23 protein-coding genes are annotated in these 26,804 nt (G+C 67.8%); 11 read left to right on the top strand and 12 right to left on the bottom strand.

Features of this window, described 5'->3' with window-relative positions; genetic code table 11:
• Positions 1–75: 75 nt before the first annotated feature.
• On the bottom strand, positions 76–1,050 hold the full coding sequence (locus AC5P8Z_RS14300) for a LysR family transcriptional regulator (RefSeq protein WP_495229344.1): 975 nt from the start codon (positions 1,048–1,050) through the stop codon (positions 76–78).
• Between the two features lie 38 nt (positions 1,051–1,088).
• Here AC5P8Z_RS14300 and AC5P8Z_RS14295 point away from each other — a divergent pair, with 38 nt between their 5' ends.
• Positions 1,089–1,850, top strand: coding sequence for an SDR family NAD(P)-dependent oxidoreductase (locus tag AC5P8Z_RS14295; protein WP_495229343.1), 762 nt, complete (start codon positions 1,089–1,091; stop codon positions 1,848–1,850).
• 12 nt (positions 1,851–1,862) lie between these two features.
• On the opposite strand, the gene AC5P8Z_RS14290 is transcribed toward AC5P8Z_RS14295, so the two are convergent.
• The gene (locus tag AC5P8Z_RS14290) at positions 1,863–2,312 is read right to left on the bottom strand and encodes a GNAT family N-acetyltransferase (RefSeq protein WP_495229342.1); all 450 of its coding nucleotides are present in this window, start codon (positions 2,310–2,312) and stop codon (positions 1,863–1,865) included.
• Between the two features lie 66 nt (positions 2,313–2,378).
• Between AC5P8Z_RS14290 and AC5P8Z_RS14285 the strand changes: the two genes are divergently transcribed.
• The 9 genes from AC5P8Z_RS14285 (at position 2,379) to AC5P8Z_RS14245 (ending at position 13,441) form a co-directional block, all read left to right on the top strand.
• Entirely contained in the window at positions 2,379–3,314 is a 936-nt protein-coding gene (locus AC5P8Z_RS14285; RefSeq protein WP_495229341.1) for a TIGR03571 family LLM class oxidoreductase, read from the top strand.
• Positions 3,315–3,418: 104 nt separating this feature from the next.
• Positions 3,419–3,730 carry a DUF3817 domain-containing protein gene (locus AC5P8Z_RS14280; RefSeq protein WP_032129991.1) on the top strand — a complete coding sequence of 104 codons (312 nt, stop codon included), beginning with the start codon at positions 3,419–3,421 and terminating at the stop codon, positions 3,728–3,730.
• Between the two features lie 153 nt (positions 3,731–3,883).
• Positions 3,884–5,080: an MFS transporter gene (locus AC5P8Z_RS14275; RefSeq protein ID WP_495229340.1), complete on the top strand. Its 1,197-nt coding sequence runs from the start codon at positions 3,884–3,886 to the stop codon at positions 5,078–5,080.
• On the top strand, positions 5,077–6,270 hold the full coding sequence (locus AC5P8Z_RS14270; RefSeq protein WP_495229339.1) for an isochorismate synthase: 1,194 nt from the start codon (positions 5,077–5,079) through the stop codon (positions 6,268–6,270). The genes AC5P8Z_RS14275 and AC5P8Z_RS14270 overlap by 4 nt, the downstream gene beginning before the upstream one ends.
• Positions 6,267–7,919, top strand: coding sequence for a (2,3-dihydroxybenzoyl)adenylate synthase (locus AC5P8Z_RS14265; RefSeq protein WP_295568867.1), 1,653 nt, complete (start codon positions 6,267–6,269; stop codon positions 7,917–7,919). The genes AC5P8Z_RS14270 and AC5P8Z_RS14265 overlap by 4 nt, the downstream gene beginning before the upstream one ends.
• Entirely contained in the window at positions 7,919–8,551 is a 633-nt protein-coding gene (locus AC5P8Z_RS14260) for an isochorismatase family protein (protein ID WP_295568868.1), read from the top strand. The genes AC5P8Z_RS14265 and AC5P8Z_RS14260 overlap by 1 nt, the downstream gene beginning before the upstream one ends.
• The gene (locus AC5P8Z_RS14255; protein WP_286068615.1) at positions 8,551–8,808 is read left to right on the top strand and encodes a phosphopantetheine-binding protein; all 258 of its coding nucleotides are present in this window, start codon (positions 8,551–8,553) and stop codon (positions 8,806–8,808) included. Before AC5P8Z_RS14260 ends, AC5P8Z_RS14255 begins: the two co-directional genes overlap by 1 nt.
• Entirely contained in the window at positions 8,805–12,692 is a 3,888-nt protein-coding gene (locus AC5P8Z_RS14250; RefSeq protein ID WP_495229338.1) for an amino acid adenylation domain-containing protein, read from the top strand. Before AC5P8Z_RS14255 ends, AC5P8Z_RS14250 begins: the two co-directional genes overlap by 4 nt.
• Positions 12,683–13,441, top strand: coding sequence for a 2,3-dihydro-2,3-dihydroxybenzoate dehydrogenase (locus AC5P8Z_RS14245; RefSeq protein ID WP_495229337.1), 759 nt, complete (start codon positions 12,683–12,685; stop codon positions 13,439–13,441). The genes AC5P8Z_RS14250 and AC5P8Z_RS14245 overlap by 10 nt, the downstream gene beginning before the upstream one ends.
• Positions 13,442–13,531: 90 nt before the next feature.
• Here AC5P8Z_RS14245 and AC5P8Z_RS14240 read toward each other — a convergent pair whose 3' ends face one another.
• From AC5P8Z_RS14240 to AC5P8Z_RS14215, 6 genes are all read right to left on the bottom strand, one after another.
• Positions 13,532–14,992 carry an esterase-like activity of phytase family protein gene (locus AC5P8Z_RS14240; RefSeq protein WP_495229336.1) on the bottom strand — a complete coding sequence of 487 codons (1,461 nt, stop codon included), beginning with the start codon at positions 14,990–14,992 and terminating at the stop codon, positions 13,532–13,534.
• 21 nt (positions 14,993–15,013) lie between these two features.
• Complete coding sequence (locus AC5P8Z_RS14235; protein WP_495229335.1) at positions 15,014–17,332, bottom strand: TonB-dependent receptor; 2,319 nt, start codon at positions 17,330–17,332, stop codon at positions 15,014–15,016.
• A 230-nt stretch (positions 17,333–17,562) separates the two neighbouring features.
• Positions 17,563–18,018, bottom strand: coding sequence for a DUF2894 domain-containing protein (locus tag AC5P8Z_RS14230; RefSeq protein ID WP_295568872.1), 456 nt, complete (start codon positions 18,016–18,018; stop codon positions 17,563–17,565).
• Positions 17,936–18,574, bottom strand: coding sequence for an OmpA family protein (locus tag AC5P8Z_RS14225; RefSeq protein ID WP_286068610.1), 639 nt, complete (start codon positions 18,572–18,574; stop codon positions 17,936–17,938). The genes AC5P8Z_RS14230 and AC5P8Z_RS14225 overlap by 83 nt, the downstream gene beginning before the upstream one ends.
• The gene (locus tag AC5P8Z_RS14220) at positions 18,571–20,835 is read right to left on the bottom strand and encodes a DUF802 domain-containing protein (protein ID WP_495229334.1); all 2,265 of its coding nucleotides are present in this window, start codon (positions 20,833–20,835) and stop codon (positions 18,571–18,573) included. Before AC5P8Z_RS14220 ends, AC5P8Z_RS14225 begins: the two co-directional genes overlap by 4 nt.
• Positions 20,836–20,845: 10 nt before the next feature.
• Complete coding sequence (locus tag AC5P8Z_RS14215) at positions 20,846–21,499, bottom strand: DUF3348 family protein (protein WP_286068607.1); 654 nt, start codon at positions 21,497–21,499, stop codon at positions 20,846–20,848.
• Between the two features lie 145 nt (positions 21,500–21,644).
• Here AC5P8Z_RS14215 and AC5P8Z_RS14210 point away from each other — a divergent pair, with 145 nt between their 5' ends.
• Positions 21,645–22,568 carry a M14 family metallopeptidase gene (locus tag AC5P8Z_RS14210; RefSeq protein ID WP_286068606.1) on the top strand — a complete coding sequence of 308 codons (924 nt, stop codon included), beginning with the start codon at positions 21,645–21,647 and terminating at the stop codon, positions 22,566–22,568.
• Here AC5P8Z_RS14210 and eptA read toward each other — a convergent pair.
• The 4 genes from eptA to AC5P8Z_RS14190 form a co-directional block, all read right to left on the bottom strand.
• On the bottom strand, positions 22,472–24,283 hold the full coding sequence (gene eptA, locus AC5P8Z_RS14205; RefSeq protein WP_286068605.1) for a phosphoethanolamine transferase EptA: 1,812 nt from the start codon (positions 24,281–24,283) through the stop codon (positions 22,472–22,474). The genes AC5P8Z_RS14210 and eptA overlap by 97 nt on opposite strands.
• A 73-nt stretch (positions 24,284–24,356) precedes the next feature.
• On the bottom strand, positions 24,357–24,743 hold the full coding sequence (locus tag AC5P8Z_RS14200; protein WP_286068604.1) for a diacylglycerol kinase: 387 nt from the start codon (positions 24,741–24,743) through the stop codon (positions 24,357–24,359).
• A 58-nt stretch (positions 24,744–24,801) separates the two neighbouring features.
• Positions 24,802–26,034 carry a HAMP domain-containing sensor histidine kinase gene (locus AC5P8Z_RS14195; RefSeq protein ID WP_495229333.1) on the bottom strand — a complete coding sequence of 411 codons (1,233 nt, stop codon included), beginning with the start codon at positions 26,032–26,034 and terminating at the stop codon, positions 24,802–24,804.
• Positions 26,031–26,705, bottom strand: coding sequence for a response regulator transcription factor (locus tag AC5P8Z_RS14190; RefSeq protein ID WP_495229332.1), 675 nt, complete (start codon positions 26,703–26,705; stop codon positions 26,031–26,033). The genes AC5P8Z_RS14195 and AC5P8Z_RS14190 overlap by 4 nt, the downstream gene beginning before the upstream one ends.
• Positions 26,706–26,804: the final 99 nt, after the last annotated feature.

Raw genomic sequence — 26,804 nt, 5'->3', positions numbered from 1 at the left:
GAAGACCGGCCCCCATCGCTGATTCAGTTTGCTCATGAGCGGGATGAAGCGCGGCATGTGCGCCCCGCGCGGCGCTCAGTCCAGGCGCTCCATCTCTGCCGCCAGCAATCCGGCCAACCAGGTCATGAAGGCTTCGACCCGGCGTGGCAGGTGGCGGCGCTGCGCATAGACCAGATTGACCGGCATCGGTTCTGCCACGCAGTCGGGCAGCACCTCCACCAGGCTGCCGGTGCGCAGCGCTTCGCGGGCGCCCAGTTCCGGCACCTGGATGATGCCCAGCCCAGCCAGCGCCGCGGCACTGTAGCCATCGGCGCTGTTGACGGTCAGCGCGCCGCGCATCGGCCAGCTCTGGTAGTGCAGGCCGTCGAAGTACTCGAAACCGGGCGAGCGCTGGCCCAGCGTGCCGACGTAGTGAACAAGGTCGTGGTGGTCGAGGTCCGCAAGGACCTGCGGCACTCCGCGCGCAGCCAGGTAGCCGGGGCTGGCCACGTTGACGATGCGCATCTGCCCGAGCGGACGGGCGACCAGGCTGCTGTCGTCCAGCGTTCCCACCCGCAGCACGCAGTCGAATCCTTCGCGTACCAGGTCGACGCGGCGGTCGGTCGCGCTCAGTTCCACTTCCAGGCCAGGATGCAGGGCGAGGAAGGCCGGCAGCTGCGGAATCACCACGTTGCGGGCCATGCCACCGGGCATGTCCACCCGCAGCCGGCCGCTCAGTTCGCTGGGCTGGTGGCGGAACAGGTTCTGCAGCGCGTCCATGTCGTCCAGCAGGTCGTGTGCGCGCTGCTGCAGCTGGGTGCCGTCGGCGGTGAGGTGGACACGGCGGGTGGTCCGGTGCAGCAGCTGCGTGCCCAGCTCGCCCTCCAGGCGCGCAATGGCCTGCGACACGCTGGCCTTGGGCAGGCCCAGGTTGTCTGCCGCGCGGGTGAACGAGCCCAGCTCGGCAACACGCAGGAAGACACGCAGGGTGTCGAGGCGATCCATGGATTGTTCGCTTGGATTGAACAGTAAAATCAGCATCGCGCGATTCATGCGCGGCGGCAATCCCAATAGTCTGGCCGCACCTTCTCCTTTCCAGGTGCGTGGCCATGACTGCTTCCTCTCGTGTCGTCCTCATCACTGGCGGCAGCCGCGGCCTCGGCCGCAATGCCGCCCTCGCGCTGGCCGCCGACGGCGCCGATATCGTGATCACTTACCGCGCCCAGGCCGAGGCGGCCGCCGAGGTGGTGCAGCAGGTGCAGGCGCTGGGCCGTCGCGCGCAGGCGCTGCCGCTGGACGTGGCCGACAGCGCGGCCTTTCCGGAATTTGCCCAGCGCTTGCGCGACGCGCTGCAGGCGTGGGGTGCCGACACGCTGCAGGGCCTGATGAACAATGCCGGCGAAGGCCTGTACGCACTCATTGCCGACACCACGGAGGCGCAGTTCGATCACGCCGTGGCCGTGCATCTGAAGGGGCCGTACTTCCTGACCCAGGCCCTGCTGCCGCTGGTTGCCGACGGTGGCCGTATCCTCAATGTGTCCAGCGGGCTGGCGCGCTTCTCGCTGCCAGGCAGTTCGGCCTACGCGATGATGAAAGGTGGCATTGAAGTGTTCACCCGTTACCTGGCCAGGGAGCTGGGGGCACGTGGCATCAGCGCCAACACGCTGGCACCGGGCGCCATCGAGACCGACTTCGGCGGTGGTCGCGTGCGTGACGATGCGCAGGTCAATGCGATGGTGTCGTCGATCACCGCGCTGGGTCGTGCCGGCCGGCCCGATGACATCGGCCCGGTGGTGGTGGCGCTGCTGTCGCCGTCCACGGGCTGGGTCAATGGCCAGCGCGTGGAAGCCTCCGGTGGAATGTTTGTCTGATCGCCGCCGCCGCTAGGGCGCGGCGTAGCGGAGGGGCTGGTACAGCAGGCCGTTGAACTCGCCGACCTCGCCGTCCAGTACGAAGCCGTAGCGCTGGTAGGTGGCTACGGCATTCAATGACGCGCGCACGCTCATCGTCGGCGTGCGCAACTGCGGCAGCACGGCCTGGAACAGGGCATGGCCGATGCCCTGGCCCTGGCAGCCAGGATCGACGAACAGCATGGCCAGGTGCCGCCCTTCCTTCAGTTCGACCACGCCGACGATGCGGTTTTCGTGCTCGGCCACCAGGATGTGGTTGTCACCCAGCAGGCGCGCGCCGAAGGCATCTGCCGCAGCCACACTGCCGAAGGTGGCAACGCCGGTTGCACTGAGCGAGGGTGACACCGCCGCGTTGAAGGCGGCCAGGCACACCGCGCTGATAGCGGGCAGGTCATCGGCGTGGGCAGGGCGGATCCTCGGCATGCAGTGTTCTTCCGGTGGTGGGCGGCGCGTCATCGTTGCCCCATGCCTGCACGCTAAGCTGCGCGCATGAGTGATTTCAATCCTGCTTACGCTGCCTTGTTTCCGCAACGGGGCCTTAGCCTGGGCCTGATGACGCCGGTGGCAGCGCACGGGCTGGCCGACCTGGGTGAAGCGAGGCGCATTGCGCGGCTGGCCGATGACCTCGGCTTTGCCGCGCTGTGGACGCGCGACGTGCCGTTGATGGTGCCGCAGGGACCAGATGCGACAGCCAGCGCGCTGGATGACCCGTTCCTGTGGCTGGGCATGCTGGCTGCCGCAACCGACCGCATCGCCGTTGGCAGTGCCGCCATTGTGCTTCCATTGCGGCAGCCGCTGCAGGTGGCGAAGTCGGCGTTGAGCCTGGACCGGATCAGCGACGGGCGCTTTGTGCTGGGCCTGGGGTCGGGCGATCGGCCGGAAGAGTTCGCGGCATTCGGCGAAGACCTGGAGGGCAGGGCGGCGACGTTCCGTGAGCGTTGGTCGCTGTTGCGTGCCGCGCTGTCCCCCGATGCGGAGAAACGGGCTTCGGTGCGGCAGGCCACGGGTGGCTTCGATGTACTGCCAGCGCCCACCACGCGCATTCCGATGCTGGTGGTGGGTACCGCGCGACAGAGCCTTCAGTGGATCGCGCGCGAGGCCGAAGGCTGGGCCACCTATCACCGCGAAGAGACCGCGCAGGAGGGACGCATCGGCCTGTGGCAACAGGCGCAGGCGCAGCAGGGGGGACCGGTCAAGCCGTTCGTGCAGTCGATGCTGCTGGATCTGCAGGCCGATCCGCAGGCGCCCCCCGAGCCGTTGCCGCTGGGGCTGAAGGTTGGCCGCGATGGCCTGCGCGACTACCTGCTGCGCGTACATGGGCAAGGGGTGGCGCACGTGATGTTCAACCTGGTCGACAACGGGCGGCCGATGGGCGCGGTGCTGCGCGAGATTGGAGAGCACGTTCTGCCGGATGTGCTTCGGTAGATGTTTACCTTGGTGGACACAACGTTCCTGTTCCGGTGTGCATCTGCGTATCATTCGCATTTGACATCCCGACGCCGGAGCCCTGCGTGACCCAACGTTCCCCCATGCACCCGACCGGACGCCTGTTCGCGGCGGTCGCTTTCATCGAGGCCGTGACCTGGGCCGGCCTGCTCATCGGCATGTGGATGAAATACGGCCCCATGGCCAACGTGGCGTTGGTGAAGCTGTTCGGGCCTCTGCACGGCGTGGCCTTCCTGGTATACGTGGCGGTCACTCTGTTCGCAGCGGTGCGCCTGCGCTGGCCGTGGTGGGCCAGCGCCCTGGCCCTGCTGGCGGCTATCCCGCCGCTGGTGACGCTGCCGCTGGAATGGTGGTTCAAGCGTCGCGGTCTGCTCGGCCTGCGTGCAATGCGCTGAACCCACTGTTGCACGCCCATTCAAGAGAATGGGTATCAAATGCAAATACGAGCCGTTATCATTTGAGGGTGGCATCCGGTCCTGAACGGGACGGATGCCGGGCAGGGCGCGCAGACGCGTCCGCTCATCCTTTCCTGTTACGGCTGGTGTTCCATGCACGCACGTCCCGTCGTTCCCGGTTTGCCGGCGCTGGTGTTGGCTGCCCTGATCGGCACCATGGCGATGATGTCCTTCGTCGCGGTGATCGGCCCGGTGGTCCGCATGCTCGGCCTGTCCGAATGGCATGCGGGCCTGTCGGTCACTGCCGCAGGCGTGTTGTGGATGCTGGCCGCGCGCCCGTGGGGCCAGCTCAGCGACCGCATCGGCCGGAAGCGCGTGCTGATGCTGGCGATGGGTGCCTACACCGTGGTCTACATCGCGCTGGCCGTGTTCATCGACGTTGCCCTGCAGGCGGTGCCGCCGGTGCTGGTATCGGTGCTGGTGCTGGTGGGGGCGCGTGGCCTGATCGGCCTGTTCTACGCCGCCGTGCCGCCCACGGCTGCGGCGCTGATTGCCGACAAGGCGCCGACTGGACAGCGCGCCAGTTTCCTTGCGCGGCTGGGCAGCGCAAATGCGCTGGGCATGGTGCTGGGCCCGGCGGCCGCGGGCTGGCTGGCCTATACGAATCTCTCGCTGGCGCTGTATGTCGCCGCACTGCTGCCGCTGCTGGCGCTGGCATTGCTTGCGTGGCGGCTACCGGCGACGCCACCGGTGGTGGGCACCAACGCGCAGCGTCGCGCGCCGATGAGCCGCCTCGACCGGCGCCTGCGCCTGCCGCAGCTGGCCGCCTTCATCGCGATGGTCTCGGTGACCATCGCGCAGGTCACGGTGGGCTTTTTCGCGATTGATCGGCTGGGGCTCGATGCGGCGGCCGGCGCTCGCATGGCTGGCATCGCGCTGACTGCGGTTGGCGTCGGCCTGATCCTGGCGCAGACGCTGGTGATGAAGCTGGACGTGCATCCACGCCGCTGGATCGTTCTCGGTGCACTGATTTCCGGCATCGGTTTCGCATCGGTGGCGGGCGTGCAGCAGGCCTGGCAGTTGGCGGCGGCCTACGCACTGGCCGCCTTCGGCATGGGTTTCGTGTTTCCGTCGTTCCAGGCGCTGGCCGCCGATGCTGTGGAAGCGCATGAGCAGGGCGCCGCCGCTGGCACCGTTGCTGCCGCGCAGGGGCTGGGCATGGTGGCCGGGCCGATGCTCGGCACGCTGTTGTATCGCGGCGGGCCCAGCCTGCCTTACCTGCTGGTGGGTGCGCTGCTGCTGTTGCTGTGCGCGCTGGCCGCAGCGCATCGGATGAAGGAGACCCCATGAACGATTCCCTGATGCAGGGGGCGTGCCCGGAGGCTGCGCCATCGACGCTGGAGAGCGTGGACGAAGCCTCGCTGTTCCTGCTGCAGCACGCCGGGCAGCATGTGCACGCACGTGGTTGCCGCGCGGCGTTGCCCGCAGGCGCACTGGCGACGTTGGCCGGGCGTGTCGCCGCGTTCTTCGCGCAGCAGCGCGGCGGCCCCGGCCTGCTGGTCGGGGCGGTGCCGTTCGAACCGCGCGCCGATGATGCGCTGTACCAGCCCGAGCGGCTGCTGCCTGCACTGCCGCTGCAACCGCAGGCAGCGCCCCCGCTGGAAGGTGACCCACAGGCCGAGCCCGCGCCCCAGGACTATGCCGCCGCAGTGGCCACGGCGGTGCAGGCGCTGCGCGCGCCCGGGCACGACCTGCGCAAGGTGGTGCTGGCGCGCAGCCTGCTGGCACGCACGCGCCAGGTGTTGTCTCCGGAACGGTTGTTGGCACGTCTTGGCGCCGATCCCTCGGTGGCCACCTATGCAGTGCCGCTTCCGGTGGAGCCCGGCCAGGCACCGGCCTGGCTGGTCGGTGCCACGCCGGAGCTGCTGCTGCGCAAGCGCGGCGCCGAACTGCTGTCGCACCCGCTGGCGGGCTCCGCCCGGCGCAGCGCCGATGCCGCAGAGGACGAGCATGCCGCGCAGGCGCTGCTGGCCTCCACCAAGGACCATGACGAGCATCGCCACGTGGTAGAGGCCATCGTCGATGGCCTGTCGCTGTACTGCAGCCACATCGATGCACAGTCGCGCCCGGTGCTGCATGCCACTGCAAGCATGTGGCACCTCGGTACCCGCATCCACGCGACCCTGAAGGATCCGCAGACCCCTGCGGCCGAACTGCTGGCCCAGCTGCATCCCACACCGGCGGTCTGCGGGACGCCGAGAATGGCGGCACTGCAGCGCATCCGCGAGCTTGAGCCGGTGCCGCGTGGCTTCTACGCCGGCGCCGTGGGGTGGCTGGATGCGCAGGGCGACGGCGACTGGTATGTGGCGATCCGTTGTGCGCGGATGCAGGGCACCCAGTTGCGCCTGTATGCCGGTGCCGGCATCGTCGCCGACTCGCTACCCGAAGCCGAGGTGGCCGAAACCGCAGCGAAGTTCGCTGCCCTGTTGAATGCGCTGGGCGTCCACTCGTCCGCGCCTGCGATCGAGCCTGCCGCATGAACACGTCCCACGCTTCTTCCCGCCTGCCCCTGCAGCAGGTGTGGCCCGATGAACTGGCTGCGCGCTATCGCGAAGCAGGCCACTGGCGCGGCGAGACCTTCCCGGTGTTCCTGCGCGAACGCGCGGAACGCTACGCCGACGACATCGCGGTGGTCGCCGGCGATGTGCGCCTGAGCTATGCGCAGCTCTGGCATGAGGCCGGACGCATCGGCGCGGGCCTGCTGGCACTCGGCCTGGAGCCGGGCGAGCGGGTGCTGGTGCAGCTGGGCAACAGCGCAGGGTTCATCACTACGGTCTGCGGCCTGTTCCGCGCTGGGCTGGTGCCGGTGTACGCGCTGCCTGCGCACCGCATCACCGAACTGGTGCATTTCGCCAACAAGGCCGAGGCCAGTGCCTATATCACCACCGACCTGCATGACGGCTTCGATCACCTTACGTTGGCGCGGGCGCTGCAGGCTGAAGTGCCCGCGATACGCAAGGTGGTGATCGATGGCGATGCACAGGAGTTCACCGCGCTGGAGACGCTGCAGGGCGACCGCGGCCAGTTGCCGGCCGATCCGGACCCGCAGTCGGTGGCGTTCCTGCAGATATCCGGTGGCAGCACCGGGCTGTCCAAGCTGATTCCACGCACGCACGACGACTACATCTACTCGTTCCGTGCCAGCAACGCGATCTGCGGCATCGACCGCGACAGCGTCTATCTGGTCGCGTTGCCGGCCGCGCACAACTTCCCGATGAGCTCGCCGGGCTTCTTCGGTGCGCTGTACGCCGGTGCCCGCGTGGTACTCAGCCCCGGTCCCGGCCCGGACGCAGCCTTCCCGCTGATCGCGCGGGAGCGGGTGACCTGCTGTGGCCTGGTGCCGCCGCTGGCGTTGCTTTGGGCGCAGGCGGCTGCAACCAGCAAGCACGATCTGTCCAGCCTGCAGGTACTGCAGGTGGGTGGGGCCAAGCTGGTGCCGGAAGCCGCGCGGCGCGTGATCGACGGCCTGGGCTGCACCCTGCAGCAGGTATTCGGCATGGCCGAGGGCCTGGTGAACTACACCCGGCTGGACGATCCGGAAGACCTGATCGTGGCCTGCCAGGGGCGACCGATCAGTCCGGATGATGAGGTGCGCGTGGTCGATGACCATGACCAGCCGGTGGCGGAGGGCGAGGTCGGGCACCTGCTGACGCGTGGCCCGTACACCATCCGTGGCTACCACAACGATGCGGCGGCCAACGCGCGCTCGTTCACCGATGACGGCTTCTATCGTACCGGCGACCGCGTGCAGCAGCTGCCCGGTGGCTACCTGGTGGTACAGGGCCGGGCGGGGGACCACATCAACCGCGCCGGCGAAAAGATCTCCGCCGAAGAGATCGAGGACCACCTGCTGGCGCACCCCGGCGTGTTCGATGCCGCCGTGGTCTCCATTCCCGATGAATACCTGGGCGAGCGCAGCTGTGCCTTCGTGATCCCGCAGGGCGAACCGTTCAAGGCACCCGCCCTGAAGGCCTGGATGCGCACGCGTGGCCTGGCCGCGTTCAAGGTGCCCGACCAGGTCGTGTTCGTCGACAGTTTCGATACCACTGCGGTCGGCAAGATCAGCCGCCGCGAACTGCGCGCGCAGCTGCGCGCGCGTCATCTGCAACAGACAGGAGGAACGCGCTGATGGCGCTGCCCCGTATCACCGACTATCCCTTGCCGACCGCCGCCGAACTCCCGCAGGCGCGTGGACCGTGGCGCCCGCACCGCGATCGTGTCGCGCTGCTGGTGCACGACATGCAGCGCTACTTCCTGGCCGCATTCGACGCCGGTAATGCACCACTGCGCCCGGCCGTGGACAACATCGCACGCCTGCTGGCGCATTGCCGCGCGCACAGCATTCCGGTGTTCTACACCGCCCAGCACGGCGACCAGGACCGCCGCGACCGTGGCCTGCAGGCCGACCTGTGGGGGCCGGGCATGCGCTGCAGTGCCGACCACGAACCGATCATCGAGGCGCTGGCACCGCAGCCAGGCGAGCACGTGCTGGTGAAGCATCGCTACAGCGCATTCCAGCGCAGCAACCTGGAAACGCTGATGCGGGTGCGTGGGCGCGACCAGCTGCTGGTGACCGGCGTGTACGCCCATATCGGCTGCACCGCGACCGTGGTCGAGGCGTTCCAGCGTGATATCGAGGCCTTCATCGCCGCCGATGCGGTGGCGGACTTCTCGCGCGCCGATCACGATCAGGCGCTGCACTGGATCGCGCGCACCAGCGGGGTGCCGATGACCACCGACCAGCTGCTGGAGGTGCTGTGATGGCCGCCACGGGTGAGGTGCTGGATCTGGAGCGGATGCGAGCCGACGTGGCGCGCGTTCTGGAATGTTCGCCGGCCGAGATCGGTGACGACGACAACCTGATCGACCTGGACCTGGATTCGATGCGCATGCTCGGCCTGGTCCTGGCCTGGGGCAACACCGGCCTTCCGCTGGAGTTCTCGCAGCTGGCCGAGCACACCACGCTGCGCCAGTGGTGGGGCGTTGTGCAGGCGCTACAGGCCGCGCAGAGCGCATGAACGCCGTCGCGCTGGCCATGCCGGTGGCGCTGACCGAGGCCCAGTCCGGACTGTGGTTCGCACAGCGGCTGGCGCCGGACAATCCGTCATTCAATACCGCACATGCGGTGTGGATCGACGGCCCGTTGGACGTGGCGGGGTTCGTTGCGGCGGCAGACCAGGCGGCGGTCGAAGCCGAGGCCTTCGCGCTGCGCTTTGCCGAGGGTGCCGATGGCCAGCCCGTGCAGTGGCATGAGCCGGCGCACGTGCCACGACTTTCGGTACGTGATGTTTCCGCCGAGGCGGATCCCGCAGCTGCGGCGCGCAGCCTGATGCTGGCCGACCGGCTGAGCCCGGTGGATCCCACCCGCGACCGGATCAGCCAGCAGCTGCTGCTTGATCTGGGCGAGCAGCGCTGGGTCTGGTACCTGCGTGTGCACCATCTGGCCGCCGATGGCTACGGCATGGCGCTGTTCACTGATCGTGTGTGCGCGTTGTATGCCGGTCGTACAGGTGAGCCGCTGCCAGGGCTGGCGGGCGTGCTGGCCGATGACGTCGCCTACCGGGCCGATCCGCGCCGTGCAGCAACTGGGCAGTGGTGGCGCGAACAGATGCAGGGCGCACCGGCTGGCGCTGGCGTGGCGGGAACGCTGGAGTCAAGCAACGACGCGCTGCGCTGGGTGCAGCCGCTTGATGCGGCGTTCCGCGAGCGCCTGCTGCAGGTATCGACAGGCTGGCTGCAACCCTGGCCGGATGTGCTGGCTGCGCTGTCGGCCGAGTACCTGCGGCGGATGAGTGCCGCCGATGAAGTGGTGCTGGGCGTGCCCTACATGGGGCGGCTCGGCAATGCGTCGGCGCGGGTGCCGGCGATGGTCATGAATGTGTTGCCGCTGCGCGTGGCGGCCGGCGAGGGCAGCGTCGAGGCCTTTGCCCGGGGCCTGGGTCGCCAGCTCAGCCAGGGGCGCAAGCATGGCCGTTACCGAGGCGAGCAACTGCGCCGGGATCTGGGCCTGGTGGGCGCGCAGCAGCGCCTGCACGGTCCGATGGTGAATGTGCAGCCGTTCTACAGGCCACTGGCCCTGCCAGGCTTACAGGCGACCCTGGAGGTGCTGTGCACCGGGCCTGTGGATGACCTGACGCTGGGCTTCCGTGGTGATGGCCAGAGCCTGCTGGATCTGGAGATCGAGGCCAACCCCGCGCGGTACAGTCGCGGGGATGTGCAGGCGCATGCGGCGCGGCTGCTGCATTTCGTGTCGGCGGCACTGCAGGCTGAAGACATCGCGGCCGTGCCGTTGGCCACCGCCGAAGAAGCGCAGCAGGTGGTGCATGGTTTCAATGCCACCGCGCATGCGCTGCCACCGACCACGTTGGTCGAGCTGCTGCGGCAGGGCATGGACCGTGATCCGCACGCACCCGCGCTGGTCTCCGGTGTTTCCACGCTGGACTACGCGACATTGGAAGCGCGCAGCTTCGCGCTGGCAGCACAGCTGCGCGCGATGGGCGTCCGCCCGGGCAGCGTGGTGGCGGTGGCATTGCCGCGCTCGCTGGAGCTGGTGATGGCGCTGGTCGCGGTGCTGCGTGCCGGAGCCGCCTATCTGCCGTTGGACCTTGCTCATCCCGACGATCGCCTGGCGCGTATTCTGGCCTCGGCACAGCCGGTGTGCGTACTGGCAGCGGCGGACGTCTCGGCGCGTGTGGCCGATGTGCCGGTGCTTGCGCCGGAGCAGTGGACTGCGCTGAGTTTTGCCGCGCCGTGGGCCGATCCTGCACCTGACGATGCGGCCTACGTGATCTACACCTCCGGCTCGACCGGGGAACCCAAGGGCGTGGTCATCGAACACCGCGCCATCGTCAACCGCCTGCTGTGGATGCGCGAGCACTATGGATTCAAGGCAGACGACTGCGTGCTGCAGAAGACCCCGGCCACCTTCGATGTGTCGGTCTGGGAGTTCTTCCTGCCGCTGCTGTGCGGGGCCACGCTGGTGGTCGCCGGACCGGACGCGCATCGTGACCCCACCGAACTGGCGCGGCTGATCCGCGAGCATGGCATCACCACGGTGCATTTCGTGCCGTCGATGCTTGATGCCTTCCTCGCTGCACCGGCCTCTGAAGGCCTGCAGCTGCGACGGGTCTTCACCAGTGGCGAGGCGCTGGATGCAGCGTTGCGTGATCGCTTCCATGCGCGCATGCACGCCGACCTGCACAACCTGTATGGCCCGACCGAAGCGGCAGTGGATGTGAGCTACTGGCCCGCCCCGGCCCAGGATCGCTCGCGACCGGTACCGATCGGCTTCCCGGTCTGGAACACCCGCCTGTACGTGCTGGACGCCCGGATGCAGCCGCTGCCGGTGGGCGTGGCAGGCGATCTCTACCTCGGTGGCGTGCAGCTGGCGCGTGGCTATCTGGGCCGCGACGACCTGACCGCGGAGCGTTTCCTTGCCGACCCGTTCCTGCCTGGCGAGCGCATCTATCGCACCGGTGACGTGGCGCGCTGGCGTGGCGATGGCGCGGTCGAATACCTGGGCCGCAGCGACCATCAGGTGAAGCTTCGCGGCCTGCGCATCGAACTGGGCGAGATCGAGGCGGCACTGCGCGAACTGCCCGGCATGGAGCGGGTGGAAGTGCTGCTGCGCCAGGACGCGCCCGGCGATGCCCGGCTGGTCGCCTATGTGCCAACCGCGCGTGCCGATGCTGTGTTGCTGCGAAGCCACCTGGCCACGCGCGTACCGGACTATATGGTGCCCTCGGCGTTTGTCGGTGTGGACCACTGGCCGGTGACGGCCAACGGCAAGCTCGACCGCAACGCGCTGCCGAAGCCGCCGCAGCAGGTGCTGGCAGGGATGGCCGCGCGCACACCGCTGGAGCGGGAGCTGGCGGGCCTGTTCGCTCAGGCCCTGGGCCTCGCCGAGCCGGTGGCGGTCGACGCCGACTTCTTCAGCCTAGGCGGCGATTCGCTGTCTGCGGTGCACCTGCTGCTGGCCATTGAGCAGCGCTGGCGCTGCGATCTCGGCCTGGGGGCGCTGTTCGCACAACCCACGGTGGCTGCGCTTGCGGTACGCATTGCTGAGCCGCCTGCGCTCGCTGATCACGCATTGGGCCCGGTGATCGCATTGGCTGCGCCCGAGGCCGACACCGTGCCGCTGTTCGTGCTGCACCCGGCCGGTGGCATTGCCTGGAACTACCGTGCCCTGGCCCGGGCATTGCAGCCGGCGCGTGCGGTCTATGGCCTGCAGTCGCCGGCACTCGATCCGAAGCAGCCGTTGCCGCCCAGTATCGAGGCAATGGCCAATGATTACGTGCAGCGGGTGGTCGCACTACAGCCGAAGGGGCCGGTGCACCTGCTGGGCTGGTCGGTGGGTGGCATCCTCGCCCAGGCGATGGCGGTGCGACTGCATGAGATCGGGCGCGAGGTCGGCGAACTTGTACTGCTGGACGCCTATCCCAGCGAGTGCTGGCGGGCCGAGCCGGAGCCCGATGCCATCGCCGCATTGCGGGCACTGCTGGCGATTGCCGGTCATGACCCGGATGCGCATCCGGAACTGGACAGCCGGGAACGCATTCTCGCGTTCCTGCGTCGTGGCGGCAGTGCGCTGGGTAGCCTGCCGGATGTCGTGCTGGATGGCGTGGTGCGCGCGGTGACCGGCACCAATCGGCTGATCCGCGAACACATTCACCAGCCGTTCGACGGCCCCCTGGTGCACGTCCGCGCGGGCCACGATCATCAGGCACGGCCACAGCTGCAGTCGGCGTTGTGGCGGGCACACGCGCGCAGGGTGCAGTCGTTGGAACTGCCATTTCTGCACGCCGAGCTGACCGGACGCGATGCAGTGGCGCAGCTGGCGCCGTGGTTGTCGGCACGCTTGCGCCACTGGGACGAGCAACAGGAGATCGCAACATGCAGTTGACCGGTTTCAGAGGCCGCGTGGCGTTGGTGACCGGCGCTGCCGGTGGCATCGGCGAGGCACTGGTGCGGTTGCTGGCCGAGGCCGGTTGCACCGTAGTGGCGACCGATCGCGAGGCGCCTGTTACGGCAGATGTGCGTGTGCACACCTTTGCGCTCGACGTGACCGACAGTGCCGCCGTGGACGCGCTGGTGGATCAGGTGGAGGCTCACATCGGGCCCATCACGCTGGCGGCCAGTGTGGCCGGTGTGCTGCACGTAGGCGGCGTCACCGAAACCAACGACGACGACTGGCGCCGGGTGTTCGCGGTCAACGCCGATGGTGTATTCCACGTCGGAAGGGCGTTGGCGCGGGTGATGTCACCGCGCGGGCAGGGCGCGATGGTTACCGTCAGCTCGAATGCGGCCGGTGTGCCGCGGCACGGCATGGCCGCCTATGCGGCATCCAAGGCCGCCGCCACCATGTTCACCCGCTGCCTCGGGCTGGAACTTGCGCCGTTGGGCATCCGCTGCAACATCGTCGCCCCGGGTTCAACGCTGACCCCGATGCAGACCGGCATGTGGCAGGACGCGAACGGCGCCGAGCGGGTGATCGCCGGCAGCCTGGAAACCTACAAGGCCGGCATTCCGCTGCGCAAGCTGGCCACGCCGGAAGACATCGCCCATTCGGTGATGTTCCTGCTCTCCGAGCAGGCCGGGCATGTGGCGATGAGCGACCTCTACGTGGATGGTGGCGCCACCCTTCGCGGCTGACCTTCTGTAGAGCCGAGCCCATGCTCGGCTGAGGGCAAAGGCAGCTGCGCATGGGCTCGGCTCTACAGCGGGCGTGACATCGGTTTGCGCTCAAGGCAGCGTGAGGCGGTACACCAGCACGCGGTTGTCGTTGTCGTATGGGCTGTCACAGGCGTGGCCCTGCATGCGGCAATGGCGGCCGATGAAGTCGTTGTCGTTGCCGATCAGCAGCAGTACGTCGTTCGGATGCTGGGGGTCCAGCGCTGGCAGCACGTCCATGGCTTCCCACTTTTCCGAGAGCAGTCCGGCATGCGGGCCGCGCTTCGCGTCCAGATCCAGCCCGGCACGGGCCAGCTGCGGGCGGTCGAGCAGATTCAGCAGTTCGTCGATGCGGGCGGGCATGATCTCCTGCTTCAGCGCGGTGCCGGTCGGGTCGGCCAGAACCGAGGCCGTGCCGGTTTCATAGGTACTTCCGGCCAGGTTGGTGGCGTCGGCCACATCGACCAGCAGCACCGACTTGTAGACGATCGGATCGTCACCGTCCTTGCCCAATCCATTGCCATCGCGGGCCAGCAGCAGGAAGCGGTTGGCATCCAGCACGCGCAGCTCACTCTGCGCGGCGGTGCGGTCCAGCTTGCCCTTGCCGTCGTGTGCATAGGCAGGCAACGCCATCACGTAATGGCCGGTCGGCTGCTGTGGCGTTGGCGAGGTCGTCACGTCATAGACCAGCACGCGGGTGTTGATGCGACCGGCCGCATTGCCCTGCGCGCTGTCCTGCAGCGTCGCGCTCTGCAGGGCCACGAACAGGCGGCTGCCGTCGGGCGACAGGCCCATGCCTTCCACGCCCTGGTTGTTGCGACGCCCGGTCTGCGGCGGCGCCAGCGAACCGAAGGCGGGCCTGCCATCGCGCTCGGGACGGATCGCAGGCGGTGCCACGATCACGCCCTGCAGCTGGCCCTGTGCATCGAAGTAGTAGACGTTGGCGGTGTACTCATCGCCGATGTAGAAGTGGCCATCGGCGGCGAACTGCAGCGATTCCGCGTCCAGCGAGACCTTGCCCGCACCGGCGCCGCTGGCCGGCGAGGGCAGCACCACATCGCGCTGGGTGAGGGTGTGATCACCCGGGTCGGCGCCGGTGAACGGCTGGCCGTTGAAGTCCTTCAGTACCACGCCCTTGTCCGGCACCATCGTCAACGTACCCAGCGTGCCGCCCTTGTCCGGGGTAACGTCGATGCGCAGCTGCATGCGCTCCACGCGGCCGGCGTAGTCGTAGAACAGGCCGGCTTCGGGATCGTTGCGGCCGCGGTCGGGCAGGGTCCACAACACGCCCTCGTAGCCGTTGGCGGTACGTTTCCAGGTGCCGGGCTGCACCGCCAGCGACGAGAACGAGCCCAGCGTATCGCCCAGGAAGTCCACCGTGCCCGCCGGCAACCGCCCGGCCGCGGCCAGCCCCTTGTCGACGTAGGTGCGGCCGTTGAGCTCCAGGGTGCGCGGCGGCGCGCCAGTGGCCTCATGCGGGGTGGCGTATCCGCTGGCCGCGAGGGCGGCCAGCAACAGGGCAGTAGCGAGCATCGGTGGACTCCAGGCCGTCGATCAGAAGCGAAGGTCGATGGTACCGAACACCTGGCGGGGGGCCGACGCGTGGAACACGTACAGCTTGCCGGCCGGATCGCTCGGCGCGAACACGCTCGAATCCAGGTTGCTGGCGTAGCGCTTGTTGGTCAGATTGGTCACGTTGAACGACAGGCGCAAACCCTTGGCGAAGCTGACCTGGCCGAAGTCGTAGCCGCCGGCCAGATCGAATACGGTGAAGCCACCGAAGCCCTGGTCATTGGTATAGGTGTAGAAGCGCTCGCCGGTGTACTTGCCACGCAGGCTGGCGAACCAGCCGTTGTCACGCCAGGTGATCTCGGTTGCCAGCAGTTGCTTGGGCGTATCGGTCTGGATCTTGCCCTTGATCTGCTGCTCGACACCGGCCTGCACGTAGTTGGAGGCGTAGGTCGAACGGTTCAGCGAGGCCGAGGTGTACCAGCTGAAGTGCTCGTTAGGGGTCCAGAGCACGGTCAGCTCGGCGCCGCGGCTGTCGACGCCGCCCACATTGTAGAAGCGGTTGCCGCAGGTGGGGCCGACCGGCTGACGCGAGTCGCAGGGGTTGTACTGGAGCAGGCGGTTGTCGAAGCGCACGTTGTAGGCGGCGATCGAGGCCTGCACGGTGTCGATGACAAAGCGGTAGCCGGCCTCGAGTGAGCGCGATTCTTCCGGCTTCAGGTTGCCCTGCGCGTTCCAGGTAGCCTGGCTCACCGCCTGCGGGCCCAGCTTGAAGCCGCCCTGGAACATGGCGATGTTCTCGGCATAGCTGGCAAAGATCTCGTGGTGCTCGGCCAGGCGGAAGTTGGCGCCGATGCTGGGCAGGAAATTCTTGCTGGCCTTCAGCGAGCCGGTGGCGAACTGGTTGTTCGAGGTCGGCGAGATCGGCGTCTTCGCGTCGCCCGGTAGCGCCTGCGCATCGGAGGTGGCATGCGGGCTCTTGGCGCCGAATTCCAGGCTCAGGCGATCATCGAGCAGGCGCCAGGTGTCTTTCAGGAAGAACTGATGGGTCTTCCAGCGCGTGCGCTGGGCGAACACGCCGACATCGGAGGGCAGGGTGTTCATGCCGCTCAGGTCACGCGGGCCGTCCACGGCGGTCTGGTAGCGTTCGGCGCTGCTGGTGTTGCGCTCATACCAGACGCCGCCCTCGATGCGGTGCGCGCCCAGTTCCCAATCGAACGACAGCGTGCCGCCATCGCGGTCGATGGTGTAGATGGTGTTGCGGAAGATGATCGGGATCTCCTGCGCCGTGCCCTTGTTCGACCACGCGCCGCTGTTCCAGTTGTGGCCTTCACCGCGGTCATCGTGGTGATAGGCCAGCGCCCGCAGGCTGAAACCATCGGCCAGGAAGAAGTCGCCGGCCAGGTAGTACAGGTTGTCATCGCGCAGGATCTGCCCGGCGGTGAAGGCACCGTCGGCATCCTTGTCCGGGCCGCTGCTGTCGCACTTCTTCGCGTTGAAGCTGGCGGTGTTGCAGTAGGCCTTGGCGACAGCCTTGTTCCAGTCCGGCGCGTAGCCGCCCCAGTCCCAACCGAGGCCGCGCGACATCTCGTCCTTGGACAGGTAGAAGTAGTCGGCCTGGGTGGTGCGCGACGTATCGACGAAGCCAGTGATCTGGCCGCGACCGAAGTTCCACATGCCCTTGGCGTTGAGCTGCTTGGTGATGGATTTGTTATAGGCGGCCTGATCGTTCCAGAGGTCGGAGACCGCGTTCATGCCGGAAACATAGCCGGAGAAGCCGTTGTAATCGCCGCTGTCCACGCGCACGAAGGTGCGGCGGTTGGCATCGCTGCCGAAGGTCTGCACCACGCGGCCGCCGAGTTCCTGGGCCGGACGGTCGGCGGTATAGGAAATGGTGCCGCCGAGGTTGCTGGTGGACGGCGTGCCGAGGCTGCCGATGCCCACGGCCAGTTCGGCGCCGGCCATGTTCTCGCTGATCAGCGCACGGTTGATGGTCAGGCCGTTGTAGTTGTTGTACGCGCCATCGCCCAGCGGTACGCCATCCAGCGTGTAGCCGAGGCGGGTGGAGTTGAAGCCGCGCAGGCCGAGCGTCATTGACTGCTCGTTGGTGCCCAGCGCATCGGCCGACTGCGCGTTGACGCCCGGCAGCAGGTTGAGAGTCTTCTGCAGGCTGGTGCCCGGCGGCAGGATGTCGAGGTTCTCGCGGGTGATGCGCTGGACCTGGCGCGCTTCACCGCTGCCGATCACCGACACCGCGTCGAGCTCGGTGGCGGACGTGCCATGGGAGGTCGGGGCAGCATCCTGCGCCCAGGCCGCGGGCGCAAGCGCGATCGACAGCGCGGCGGCCAACAAAGTCTTCGTCATGTTGCAGACACTCAGGCAGGCACAAGCCACCGCGCTGGCGCGGAGCTCATGGAATTGAGAAGGGGAGACAAACGATGCGACCGCGGGCGCTGCGGGCGCCGCGGGTCAACGTGAAAATGGTGCGCTAGACAGATGACTGTCTGGTGACATGTCTGTAGAGCAGAGCCCACGCTCGGCTGCTTTTGGCCGGAGCCGAGCGTGGCTCGGCTCTACAACGGCACGCGACGGCGCTACTCCTTCGGCGTCTGGCGCGGCTTGCGCGTGCGCCTGGGCTTCGCGGTATCAGTGCCGCTGGCGGCGCCATCCTGCAGCGCCTGCAGCCAGGACAAGGTGTCGACGTAGTCGATGAAATGGCGCAGGTAGCCAGGGCTGGTCGCCTGCATCGTATCGAGCATGCGCTGCACCAGCACCGCCGAGTTCAGCGGGCCGCCATCGGCGGGGGCCTCGGCGCGCAGCGAGCGGCGCACCTGCAGTTCACTGCGCAGCTCCGACCATTCGCGCTGCACCTGCTGCAGCATCGGCACCTGCGGGTAATGCGGCAGCGAGCGCGACCCCGCATCGAGGTCACGCACCAATGCGCGCAGGCCTTCCAGGGCGGGCGGTTTACTTGCCATCCGGGGCCTTGGGCTTGGGAATCGGCGCGATTTCCACGCGGCGGTTTCGTGCGCGGCCTTCTTCACTGGCATTGGAGCTGACCGGCTGCTCACTGCCGAACGCGGCGGCGAACACGGCGTCAGCCGGTACGCCATCGGCGATCAGGGTGCGGGTCACGGTCAGCGAACGCTGCGCGGACAGCTCCCAGTTGTCGGCAAAGCGGCGGTTGCCTTCGCGCACCGGCGCGTCATCGGTGAAACCACTGACCATGAGGATTTCTTCGCGACTGCCCAGGTAGGCGGCCAGCGGCGCGGCCAGGCTGCGCAGCAGCTCCTGGCCTTCCGGCTGCAGCTGGTCGGAGTTCAGCGCGAACAGCACGCTGCCGCTGATGCCGATGCGGCCATCCACCAGCGTCACGCGGCCGGCCGCCAGCGGTCCAGCCAACGCCTGTTCCAGCGTCTGCAGGCGCTTGGCCTCGGCCTGGCGCTGTTTCACTTCCTGGTCCAGCCGCTGCGACAGCTCCAGCTGCACCGCGACCACGCCGACCAGGATCAGCACGAATGCGCCCAGCAGCACCGACATCAGGTCGCCGAAGGCGGCCCAGATCGGGGCGTGCGAGCCGCCATCGACCTCCAGCTCGTCGCTCATGCGTTGCCGCTCTTGCCGCGGCGCGCGGCCAGATGCTGCAGTTCTTCCATCACCTGCTTCTGCGACAGCAGGCTGAGGTCGACCACCTCGCGCGCTTGCGCCACGTAGTAGGCCAGCTGTTCATCGCTGCGCGCCAGCGATGCATCCAGTGCACCGCCGATCTGTTCCAGGCGGCCGGACAGCTCGGTGGCGGTGGCGCCGAACTGCGCGACCGCTTCGCCGAAGGTGCCGGCCAGCTGGCCCACCTCGGCAGCACTTCCGTTGAGCGCGGCGGCGATGCCGTCCAGCTTGCCGGTCTCGGCAGCGATATGGTCGGTGAAGCGGTTGCCGACGCGTTCCAGCAACTCGGCCGAGCCACCGACCAGCGCGTCCACCGCCGTGCGCTGCTCGTGCGACGCATGGTTGATCGCATCGAGCAGGGTCTGCACGGTGGCCAGCAGGCGGCCGCGTTCTTCCAGCATTGCGTTGTCGCGCACCAGGCTCTCGGACAGCGTGCTGCGCAGCTCGTTGATGACGTCGGCAGCGGCCTTCGGTGCGGCGGCAGCGGTCTGCAGCAGGGTGGAGACTTCGGCCAGCGTGGCGCTGGCCTGGGCGCGGCCGTTCTCGCCGATCTGCTGTGCGGTCGTCGCCAGCGTGTCGCAGACCTGCTGCTGCTGCGCAGCCAGGCGCTCGCCGTTGGCCTGCAGGCGCTCGGCCAGATCGGTGGAAACGTGCTGCAGGGTATCGCTCCACCGCTGCAGGCGCTGTTCGTCGCCGGCCTGCAGCTGCGCCTGCAGCGCGGCGTGGGCCTGCTGCAGTTCGGCGCTGACTGCGTCCCAGCGCGCCTGGCGTTGCTGTTCGCGGCGGTCCAGGCTGGCCTGCAGCTCGGCGTGCGCGGTGGCAGCAGCTGCCTGCGCGGCCTGCCAATCCTGCAAGCGCTGCTGTTCGTGGTCCTGGAAGAGCGACTGATTGGCGCTGTGCTGCTGTTCCAGTGCCTGCAGCAGCGCCTGCGCACGCGCGTCCAGATGCTCGCTGGCGGCGATCAACGCCTGCTGCTGGCGCTCGACCAGCGCGCTGTTCAGGGCCTGCTGCTGCTCGGCGGCGGCACGCAAGGCCTCGGCGTTGCCCTGTGCATCGGCCTGCAGGCGCTCGCCGATGCGCGCGACCAGTGCTTCGGCCTGCGTGCCCTGACCATCGCTGAACGCCTGCAGGTGCTGGCGCAGATCCTGTACCAGTGCCTGCTGTGCCTGGCTCTGTTCACCCACTACCTTGGCCCAGCTCGCTTCGGTCGCAACGCGGCTGCGCTCGAAACCGTCGCTCAGGCCGGCCAGCTGCTGCTGAACGGCCTGCTCGATGCGGGCGTGCAGTGCTTCGCCATGGTGAGCCAGACCGGTCAGGGTGGTTTCGGCCATCGGCTGCAGCGCGCCCCCGATGGCAGCGGCGCTGGCTTCAGCCCCCTCGCGCAGCGACTGCTGCAGCGACACCGCCAGGCGTTCCTGCAGCGCCTGGCTCTGGGTCAGGAACTCGGCCTGGCCGGCCAGCAGGCGCTCGTTGGCGGCCGTGCTGTGCTGTTCAAACGTCTGCGTCATCGCCTGCAGGCGGTCGACCAGCGCCGGCAGGGCGGCGGACTGTGCCTGCAGGAGGCGCAGCGATTCGGCACGCTGCCAGGCCTGCGAATACGGGTGCAGGTCGCTGGCAATGGCGCGGTCCAGCTGCTGCACGGCCTGCAGGCGGTCACGACGCAGCAGTGCCGCCAGCAGGCCGAGCATGGCCGAGCTGGCCACACCGGCGATCGAGGTGCCGAATGCCACCGCCAGGCCCTGCACCGGCGAGGCCAGCGAGCCGCGGATCGCGGCCATGTCGGTCGCACTCTGCAGCGCCAGCCCGGTGCCGCGCAGGGTGTCCATCATGCCCAGCAGGGTGCCGAGCATGCCCAGCAGCACCAGCAGCCCCACCAGGTACGGGGTCAGTACCGGTGCGGGCAGGGCGGTGCGCTCGCCTTCCACGCGCAGGCGCACGGCGTTGCGCAGGCCCACCGGCACGCGCTCCAGCCAGGGGGCGAGGCTTGCCTTCGCACTGGACAGGTCGTTCAGCGCGCTGCGCAGGCCATTGCTGGCCTGGCGGTAACGGTACAGCTCTACGCCACCGGCGATGTAGCAGGCCGCGATGATTGCCGCTACCGCTGCACCCAGCGGATGCACCGAAACGTAGCCAATGCCGATCCAGCACACGGCCAGCAGGCCGACAAGGAAAACAACGACATGGAAAGCAGTTCTGGACATGGTGTTCCGGTCAGTAGGAGCGCAGGGCGTCTTGCAGCCCTTCGATCGGGTGGAAGCGCAGCTGCAGTTCGGCGAGCAGCAGCGTGCGCATGTCATGGCGGAAGGCCGCGCGCCAGCCAGGCTGGCCGTGCACGCGTTCAAAACGGGCGCCGAGCACCGCCGGCGCAGTGGCCAGCAGGCTGTGCTCGCGCGGGGTGAGGGTCTGCTCCATCACCGCATCGACCTCGGCCAGCCGCGCCAGTTCCGGCGACGCCTGTACCAACTGGTCGCGCAGGCGGCCGCGCAGGCGCCCGGTGGCGGTCTGGATGGCCTGCTGCAGCACCCGGTAGCGCTGGCGCAGCGAGGCAAAGTTGGGCGCAGCGGCGGCTTCCGCCAGGTCGAGCAGGCGCTCGGCCTCGGCATCCTCGCGGATCGAGGCCAGCAGGCTGGCGCGGGCCTGGGCGCAGTCGGCCAACACATCCTCGACCGCTTCGGTGGCCTCGCCTGCCTCGGGCAGGCGCCCGCCGAGCGCCCCGGACAGCGCCACGGCGCGGCTCCAGTCCACCCACTGGCCGAGGCGATCGGTCAGGGCGGGACTGGTGGCCGGCATCGCGCCGTCGCTGAGACGGGCGAGCAGGCGGAGGAACTCCGGTCCACCCAGGACCGGCTGCGCTGCGTTCGCCATCAAGGGGTGAGGGGCCAAAAACCGTTGATTTTACAACCAGATGACCCCGGCTGGATGAAGGCGAGGGCGGGGCGGGGGCGCCCGCAGGCGCGACAAGGCTTAGAATGTCCGGCTGCACCCATCGTTCGACCCCCTGGAGTTCCCCATGACTGTTGCGCAGTTCTACCCGATCGGCACCCCCGGACAGCCCTGGGGCGACGCGGAACGTGCACAGTGGCGGGCCCGCCAGCAGCGCCAGCGCAGCTACCAGGACGACGTGGTGGCCGCGCTTGAGCGCCTGGACGACAGCATCTTCGACGTGATCCAGTACGGCCAGCTGGACTATGCGCCGGACCACTATCCGCTGTTCGCCGTGGTCAACCACGACTGGAACCCGGCGCTGCCGACCGCGCTGATCACCGGTGGCGTGCATGGCTACGAGACCAGCGGTGTGCACGGTGCTCTGCAGTTCCTGGAACAGCAGGCTGAGCGTTACCTGGGCCGGCTGAACCTGATCGTGGCGCCGTGCGTCAGCCCTTGGGGCTACGAGCGCATCCAGCGCTGGAACCCGGATGCCATCGACCCGAACCGCAGCTTCCGTGACGGCGGCCAGATCGAGGAGGCGGCCGCGCTGATGGCCTGGGTGGCCGAGCGCAAGCCGAACCTGCTGGTGCACCTGGATCTGCACGAGACCACCGACAGCGATCTGCACGAGTTCGATCCGGCCCGTTGCGCCCGCGACGGCAAGCCATTCGAGCGCGACACCATTCCAGATGGCTTCTATGTAATCGGCAACAGCGAAGATCCGCAGGCCGAGTTCCAGAAGGCATTGATCACCGCGGTCGCGCCGGTCACCCATATCGCCCCGGCCGACGCCGAGGGCAACCTGGTCGGCCTGCCGCTGCAGTCGCCGGGCGTGGTCTGGGGCGAGTCGCGTTCGATCGGCGCCTGCGCTGGCTTCACCGACGCGCGTTTTGCCACCACGACCGAGGTCTACCCGGACAGCCCGCGCACCAACCCGCAGGAATGCAACGACGCCCAGGTGGCAGCGGTGTGTGCAGGCCTGGATTTCGCCCTGGCGGCGCAGTAACGCGCCACGTTCCGGGCAGCGACCGGCATCAGCCGGCGCTGTTTTCTCGTCGGCGAGGCGGCCACAGATGGCGTGGCCGACGCCCGGCATCCGGCGAACACATCCAGATCGCGCTGGTACACCGCGCTGCTGACGCCGAACAGGCCCAGCAGTGAATGGAAGACGTTGTCATGGCTGTGTGCCTCGTGCAGCGCAGTAGTGCTCAGGCACGCCATATCAAGGCCGACGTTGCGGCCGAAGTCCGGCGAGAACCACATCACAATAGGTACCTGGGTCTGCTCGCGCGGGGCGATGAAGTAGGGCGTGCCATGCAGGTACATGCCGCGTTCGCCCAGTGACTCACCGTGGTCGGAGACGTAGATCAGGGCTACATCGCGCTGGTCCGAATAGCCCTGCAGCAGATCGATGGCCTGGCCCAGCACGAGGTCGGTATGCACCAGGGTGTTGTCATAGGTGTTGACCAGCGCCTCGTTGCTGCAACGCTGGATCTGGTTGCTGTCGCAGGTCGGGACGAATGCCCGCGATGTGGCAGGGTAGCGCTCGAAGTAGGTCGGGCCGTGGCTGCCCAGCTGGTGCAGCACGACCAGGGCGTCACCGTTCATGGCGTCAATGCGTGTGCCGAGCTGATGCAGCAGCACCTCGTCGTAGCAGGTGCCGTCGGCATTGACACATTGGCCGGCCACCTTCAGCGCGGGCATGTCCTCGGTGGGCACGCGTTCGCACACGCCTTTGCAGCCGCCATTGTTGTTGTTGCGCCAAAGCACGCTGATGCCGGTGCGCTGCAGGATGTCGAGCACGTTCTCCTCGGTCGCTGCGCGTACATCGTCGTACTGGCGGCGGGTCATCTGCGAGAACATGCACGGCACCGAGATCGCCGTTGCGGTTCCGCATGAGGAAACATCACTGAAGCTGATGACGCCCTCCTTGCGCGAGAGTCGGGGATTGGTCGCGCGTAGGTAGCCATTGAGCTGGAAGTTCTGTGATCGCGCGGTCTCGCCGATGACCATTATCACAAGCTTCGGTCGCGGGCCCGGTACGCGCCTCGCGTCCTCGCCGATCGGGCGCAAGGGTTGCTGGCGGGTGCTGTAGAGGCTTTTCAGATAACCGTGTGTATGGCGCACGACGTTCAACGGCAGCACCTGGTCACGGATGTAGCGGTTGTTGCGCAACAGCGAGGAATAGTCCTTGTAGAACGCGAAGCCGATCGCCAGCAGCACCAGCAACGACGCCAGGACGCTGGCCGGCCACACCAGCAGCGAACGTATCGAACCCGCTCCGCTGGTGGTGCGTACCCAAGCCAGCCCGGCAGCGGGCAGCACGCCCAGCATCAGCAGGCTCAGCAGCAGCGGCAGCGAGAGGTAGGCGTTCAGTTCGGCCTGGTTGGTCTCGAACACGTTCTGCACCATGCTGCGATCGATCAGCACGTTGTAGTGCAGCATGAAATAGCTGCAGGCGGCGCTGGTGACGATGAGTACGGCCAGCAGCGGCCTGCGCAGGACTGGCAGTGCCAGCAGTGGCGTCAGCACCAGGTTGAACAGGCAGAACAGCACCACCGGCAAGCTGGCCAGGAACAGCACGCTGCGCAGGCTGTTGAGGTCGGTCAGGCCCCACAGCGTCTTCCAGAGGGCGATGTTTCCAAACGTGGTGAAGAACAGTGCGGCGGCCCAGACCAGAACGATCGGATGGGGCCGTGGAAAACGGAGGCATTGACGCACGAGCAGGTTCCGCGGTACGGGAGTGCGCGCAGTATCGAAACGGCTTTATCAGGAAGTTGTCAGGATGGGTGGACTAGCCCAGCAGGATCACGCCCCACACCGCGCCCACCATCAACAGTGCGGTGGTCTGCGCAGCGCTGCCCATGTCCTTGGCATTCTTGGACAGCGGATGCTGTTCCAGTGATATGCGATCAACCACCGCTTCGATCGCCGAGTTGAGCAGCTCCACCAGCAGGCTGATGAAGCAGACCGCCAGCACCAGTGCCCGCTCGACCGTGCTGATGTCCAGCACGAAGGCCGCCACCATCAGCAGCGCGTGCAGCAGCAACAGCTGGCGAAAGGCGGCCTCGCCACGGAAGGTGGCGATGAAGCCGTCGCGTGAGTGGATCAGGGTATGCAGGATGCGGCGCAGGCCGGTCTTGCCGTGCGGGTACTTGCTGCTGTCCTTGGGATGCTGCATGCGGGCTCCGCCGTGAAGTGAGTCGTCCCAGCATGTGTACGCGCGCGTCAGGAAACCGTCAGAGGGGCCACTCCAGGCTGAACCGGCATCCCTGCTGCGAGGAGTGCACCGTCATCCTCCAGCCCAGATGCTCGACGATGCGCTGCACGATCGACAGCCCCAGTCCCTCGCCACTGTGCGGGTTGCCGGGCAGGAAACGCTCGAACTGCTGTGGGTCGATACTGGAAGGCAGGCCGGGGCCTGTATCGGCGACGATGAGTGCGGAGTCGTGGAGGGTGATCCGCACTTCGCCGCATTCGGTGTACTGGCAGGCGTTGCGCAGCAGGTTCCAGATCACGCTGTGCGCCAGATCCGCGTTGGTGTCCAGCACGGCGTCATGCCGGGCATCAAACACAACGATTACCGGCTTTCCGGAAATCCAGGGCTGGCAGCGCTCCATGCAGGATTCGATCAGCGGACGCAGGGCCACCTCGTTGCGCGGCACGGTACTGGGCGCGCGTGACAGCAGCAGCAGGCAGGTCAGCTGGCGCTGCATCTCCCGGGTGGTGCGCATGATGCGCTCGGCGCTGGGAACCAGGTGGCTGTCGGCCGGAAGCTGGCAGGCGAGCGTCTCCGCAGCGCCGCCGATGATCGCCAGCGGCGTGCGCAGTTCGTGGCTGGCGTCGCCGCTGAAGCACTGTTCGCGATGCAGGAACCGTTCGAGCTCGTCACTGTGCTGGGCGAAGGCGCGGGCGAGTACACCGATCTCGTCGCGGGCGTTCTGGTAGGGAAAGGGCTTCTGGCCGTCCTGCACCGCGTCCGCCAATCGCGTGATGGGCGCGATGACGTGCGTCGCTACCTTGCGGCCGATCAGGAAGGCGCCGAGCACGCAGATCGAAATTACCAGTGCCGCGAAGGCATTGATCAGGTGTTCCAGATAGCCGTAGTGCGCCGCGTCCTGCATCAGGTAGTAGCGCTGGCCGCCGTTGTCGAAGACGCTCAGGTGCCACTCATTTGGCACCTCTTCGCCGTGGTAGCCCGGGCCGTACTGGCGCAGCACGACGGGCACGTCCTGGGCGTCGAACAGCTGGGTCCCTGGTGGCAGGGCTGGGCGTTGGCCACGATCCAGCAAGGCCTGCAGCCTTTGCACTTCGCCGTGCTGGGTGCGCGCGACGACAGCGGCCCGGACCTGGTCGTAGTCGACCTGTTCGGCCAGTATGATGAAACCCATGGCGCCGGCCATCGACAGCACGAACGAGATCGTGATGCGGGTACGCAGGCTCAGGCGGCGGTAGAGGGACGCAGGGCTCACGCCAGCATGCGCCAGCCGACGCTATGCACCGTGGTGATCAGTGCGGTGTCGAAGCAGCGGTCCACCTGCAGGCGCAGCTCATGAATGTGTGTTCGCAGCGCGCCGCTGTCCGGTGGTTCATCGCCCCAGACCAGGTATTCCATTTCCTGCTTGCGCACCACGGCAGGCGCGGCGCGCACCAGGCACATCAGCAGCTTGTGCGACGTAGGCGTCAGGGCAATGCAGCGGCCTTGGCGCCAGGCCTGTGGCGAGCGCGTGTCCACCTGCAGGTCCTTCCACGCCAGCACGTTCTGGACCTGGCGACCCTGTGCCCGGCGCACCAGGGCCTTGATCCGCGCATCCAGCTCCTTCAGGGAGCACGGCTTGACCAGGTAGTCATCCGCGCCCAAGGCAAGGCCCTGCACCCGGTCATCTACCGGGTCGCGCGCGGTCAGCATCAGGATCGGCACCGGATTCTGGAATTCCTGGCGCAGCTTCTGACACAGCGTCATGCCGTCCAGGCGCGGCAGCATCAGGTCCAGCAGGATGGCGTCGTAATCGTGCTGCGTTGCCCGGCGTAGTCCGCTTGAGCCGTCGCGGGCGTCGTCCAGGACGTAGCCGAGAGGCTCAAAGAAAGCGTACAGGTTGGCTACGAGCTCGGGGTTGTCTTCGATGATCAGCAGGCGGGTCATGGCGTGCGTCCTTGCGCGTGGCCGAACTGTGCCCGATCCCTGACTGATTGCCAATGCGCATGCTGAATGGATCGCGGCCTGGGTTCGGCCGCGTCAAGC

The organism is Stenotrophomonas sp. YJH_SMC_17, from assembly GCF_059371655.1.
Note: the sequence above shows the minus strand (reverse complement) of the source record. Positions and strands in the feature narration are given on the sequence as shown.

Excerpts from the sequence above, each read along its gene's own strand:
- AC5P8Z_RS14295 (WP_495229343.1), top strand. The coding sequence starts at position 1,089 with ATGACTGCTTCCTCTCGTGTCGTCCTCATCACTGGCGGCAGCCGCGGC.
- AC5P8Z_RS14290 (WP_495229342.1), bottom strand. The coding sequence starts at position 2,312 with ATGCCGAGGATCCGCCCTGCCCACGCCGATGACCTGCCCGCTATCAGC.
- AC5P8Z_RS14285 (WP_495229341.1), top strand. The coding sequence starts at position 2,379 with ATGAGTGATTTCAATCCTGCTTACGCTGCCTTGTTTCCGCAACGGGGC.
- AC5P8Z_RS14280 (WP_032129991.1), top strand. The coding sequence starts at position 3,419 with ATGCACCCGACCGGACGCCTGTTCGCGGCGGTCGCTTTCATCGAGGCC.
- AC5P8Z_RS14275 (WP_495229340.1), top strand. The coding sequence starts at position 3,884 with ATGCACGCACGTCCCGTCGTTCCCGGTTTGCCGGCGCTGGTGTTGGCT.
- AC5P8Z_RS14270 (WP_495229339.1), top strand. The coding sequence starts at position 5,077 with ATGAACGATTCCCTGATGCAGGGGGCGTGCCCGGAGGCTGCGCCATCG.
- AC5P8Z_RS14265 (WP_295568867.1), top strand. The coding sequence starts at position 6,267 with ATGAACACGTCCCACGCTTCTTCCCGCCTGCCCCTGCAGCAGGTGTGG.
- AC5P8Z_RS14260 (WP_295568868.1), top strand. The coding sequence starts at position 7,919 with ATGGCGCTGCCCCGTATCACCGACTATCCCTTGCCGACCGCCGCCGAA.
- AC5P8Z_RS14255 (WP_286068615.1), top strand. The coding sequence starts at position 8,551 with ATGGCCGCCACGGGTGAGGTGCTGGATCTGGAGCGGATGCGAGCCGAC.
- AC5P8Z_RS14250 (WP_495229338.1), top strand. The coding sequence starts at position 8,805 with ATGAACGCCGTCGCGCTGGCCATGCCGGTGGCGCTGACCGAGGCCCAG.
- AC5P8Z_RS14245 (WP_495229337.1), top strand. The coding sequence starts at position 12,683 with ATGCAGTTGACCGGTTTCAGAGGCCGCGTGGCGTTGGTGACCGGCGCT.
- AC5P8Z_RS14240 (WP_495229336.1), bottom strand. The coding sequence starts at position 14,992 with ATGCTCGCTACTGCCCTGTTGCTGGCCGCCCTCGCGGCCAGCGGATAC.
- AC5P8Z_RS14235 (WP_495229335.1), bottom strand. The coding sequence starts at position 17,332 with ATGACGAAGACTTTGTTGGCCGCCGCGCTGTCGATCGCGCTTGCGCCC.
- AC5P8Z_RS14230 (WP_295568872.1), bottom strand. The coding sequence starts at position 18,018 with ATGCCAGTGAAGAAGGCCGCGCACGAAACCGCCGCGTGGAAATCGCGC.
- AC5P8Z_RS14225 (WP_286068610.1), bottom strand. The coding sequence starts at position 18,574 with ATGAGCGACGAGCTGGAGGTCGATGGCGGCTCGCACGCCCCGATCTGG.
- AC5P8Z_RS14220 (WP_495229334.1), bottom strand. The coding sequence starts at position 20,835 with ATGTCCAGAACTGCTTTCCATGTCGTTGTTTTCCTTGTCGGCCTGCTG.
- AC5P8Z_RS14215 (WP_286068607.1), bottom strand. The coding sequence starts at position 21,499 with ATGGCGAACGCAGCGCAGCCGGTCCTGGGTGGACCGGAGTTCCTCCGC.
- AC5P8Z_RS14210 (WP_286068606.1), top strand. The coding sequence starts at position 21,645 with ATGACTGTTGCGCAGTTCTACCCGATCGGCACCCCCGGACAGCCCTGG.
- AC5P8Z_RS14200 (WP_286068604.1), bottom strand. The coding sequence starts at position 24,743 with ATGCAGCATCCCAAGGACAGCAGCAAGTACCCGCACGGCAAGACCGGC.
- AC5P8Z_RS14190 (WP_495229332.1), bottom strand. The coding sequence starts at position 26,705 with ATGACCCGCCTGCTGATCATCGAAGACAACCCCGAGCTCGTAGCCAAC.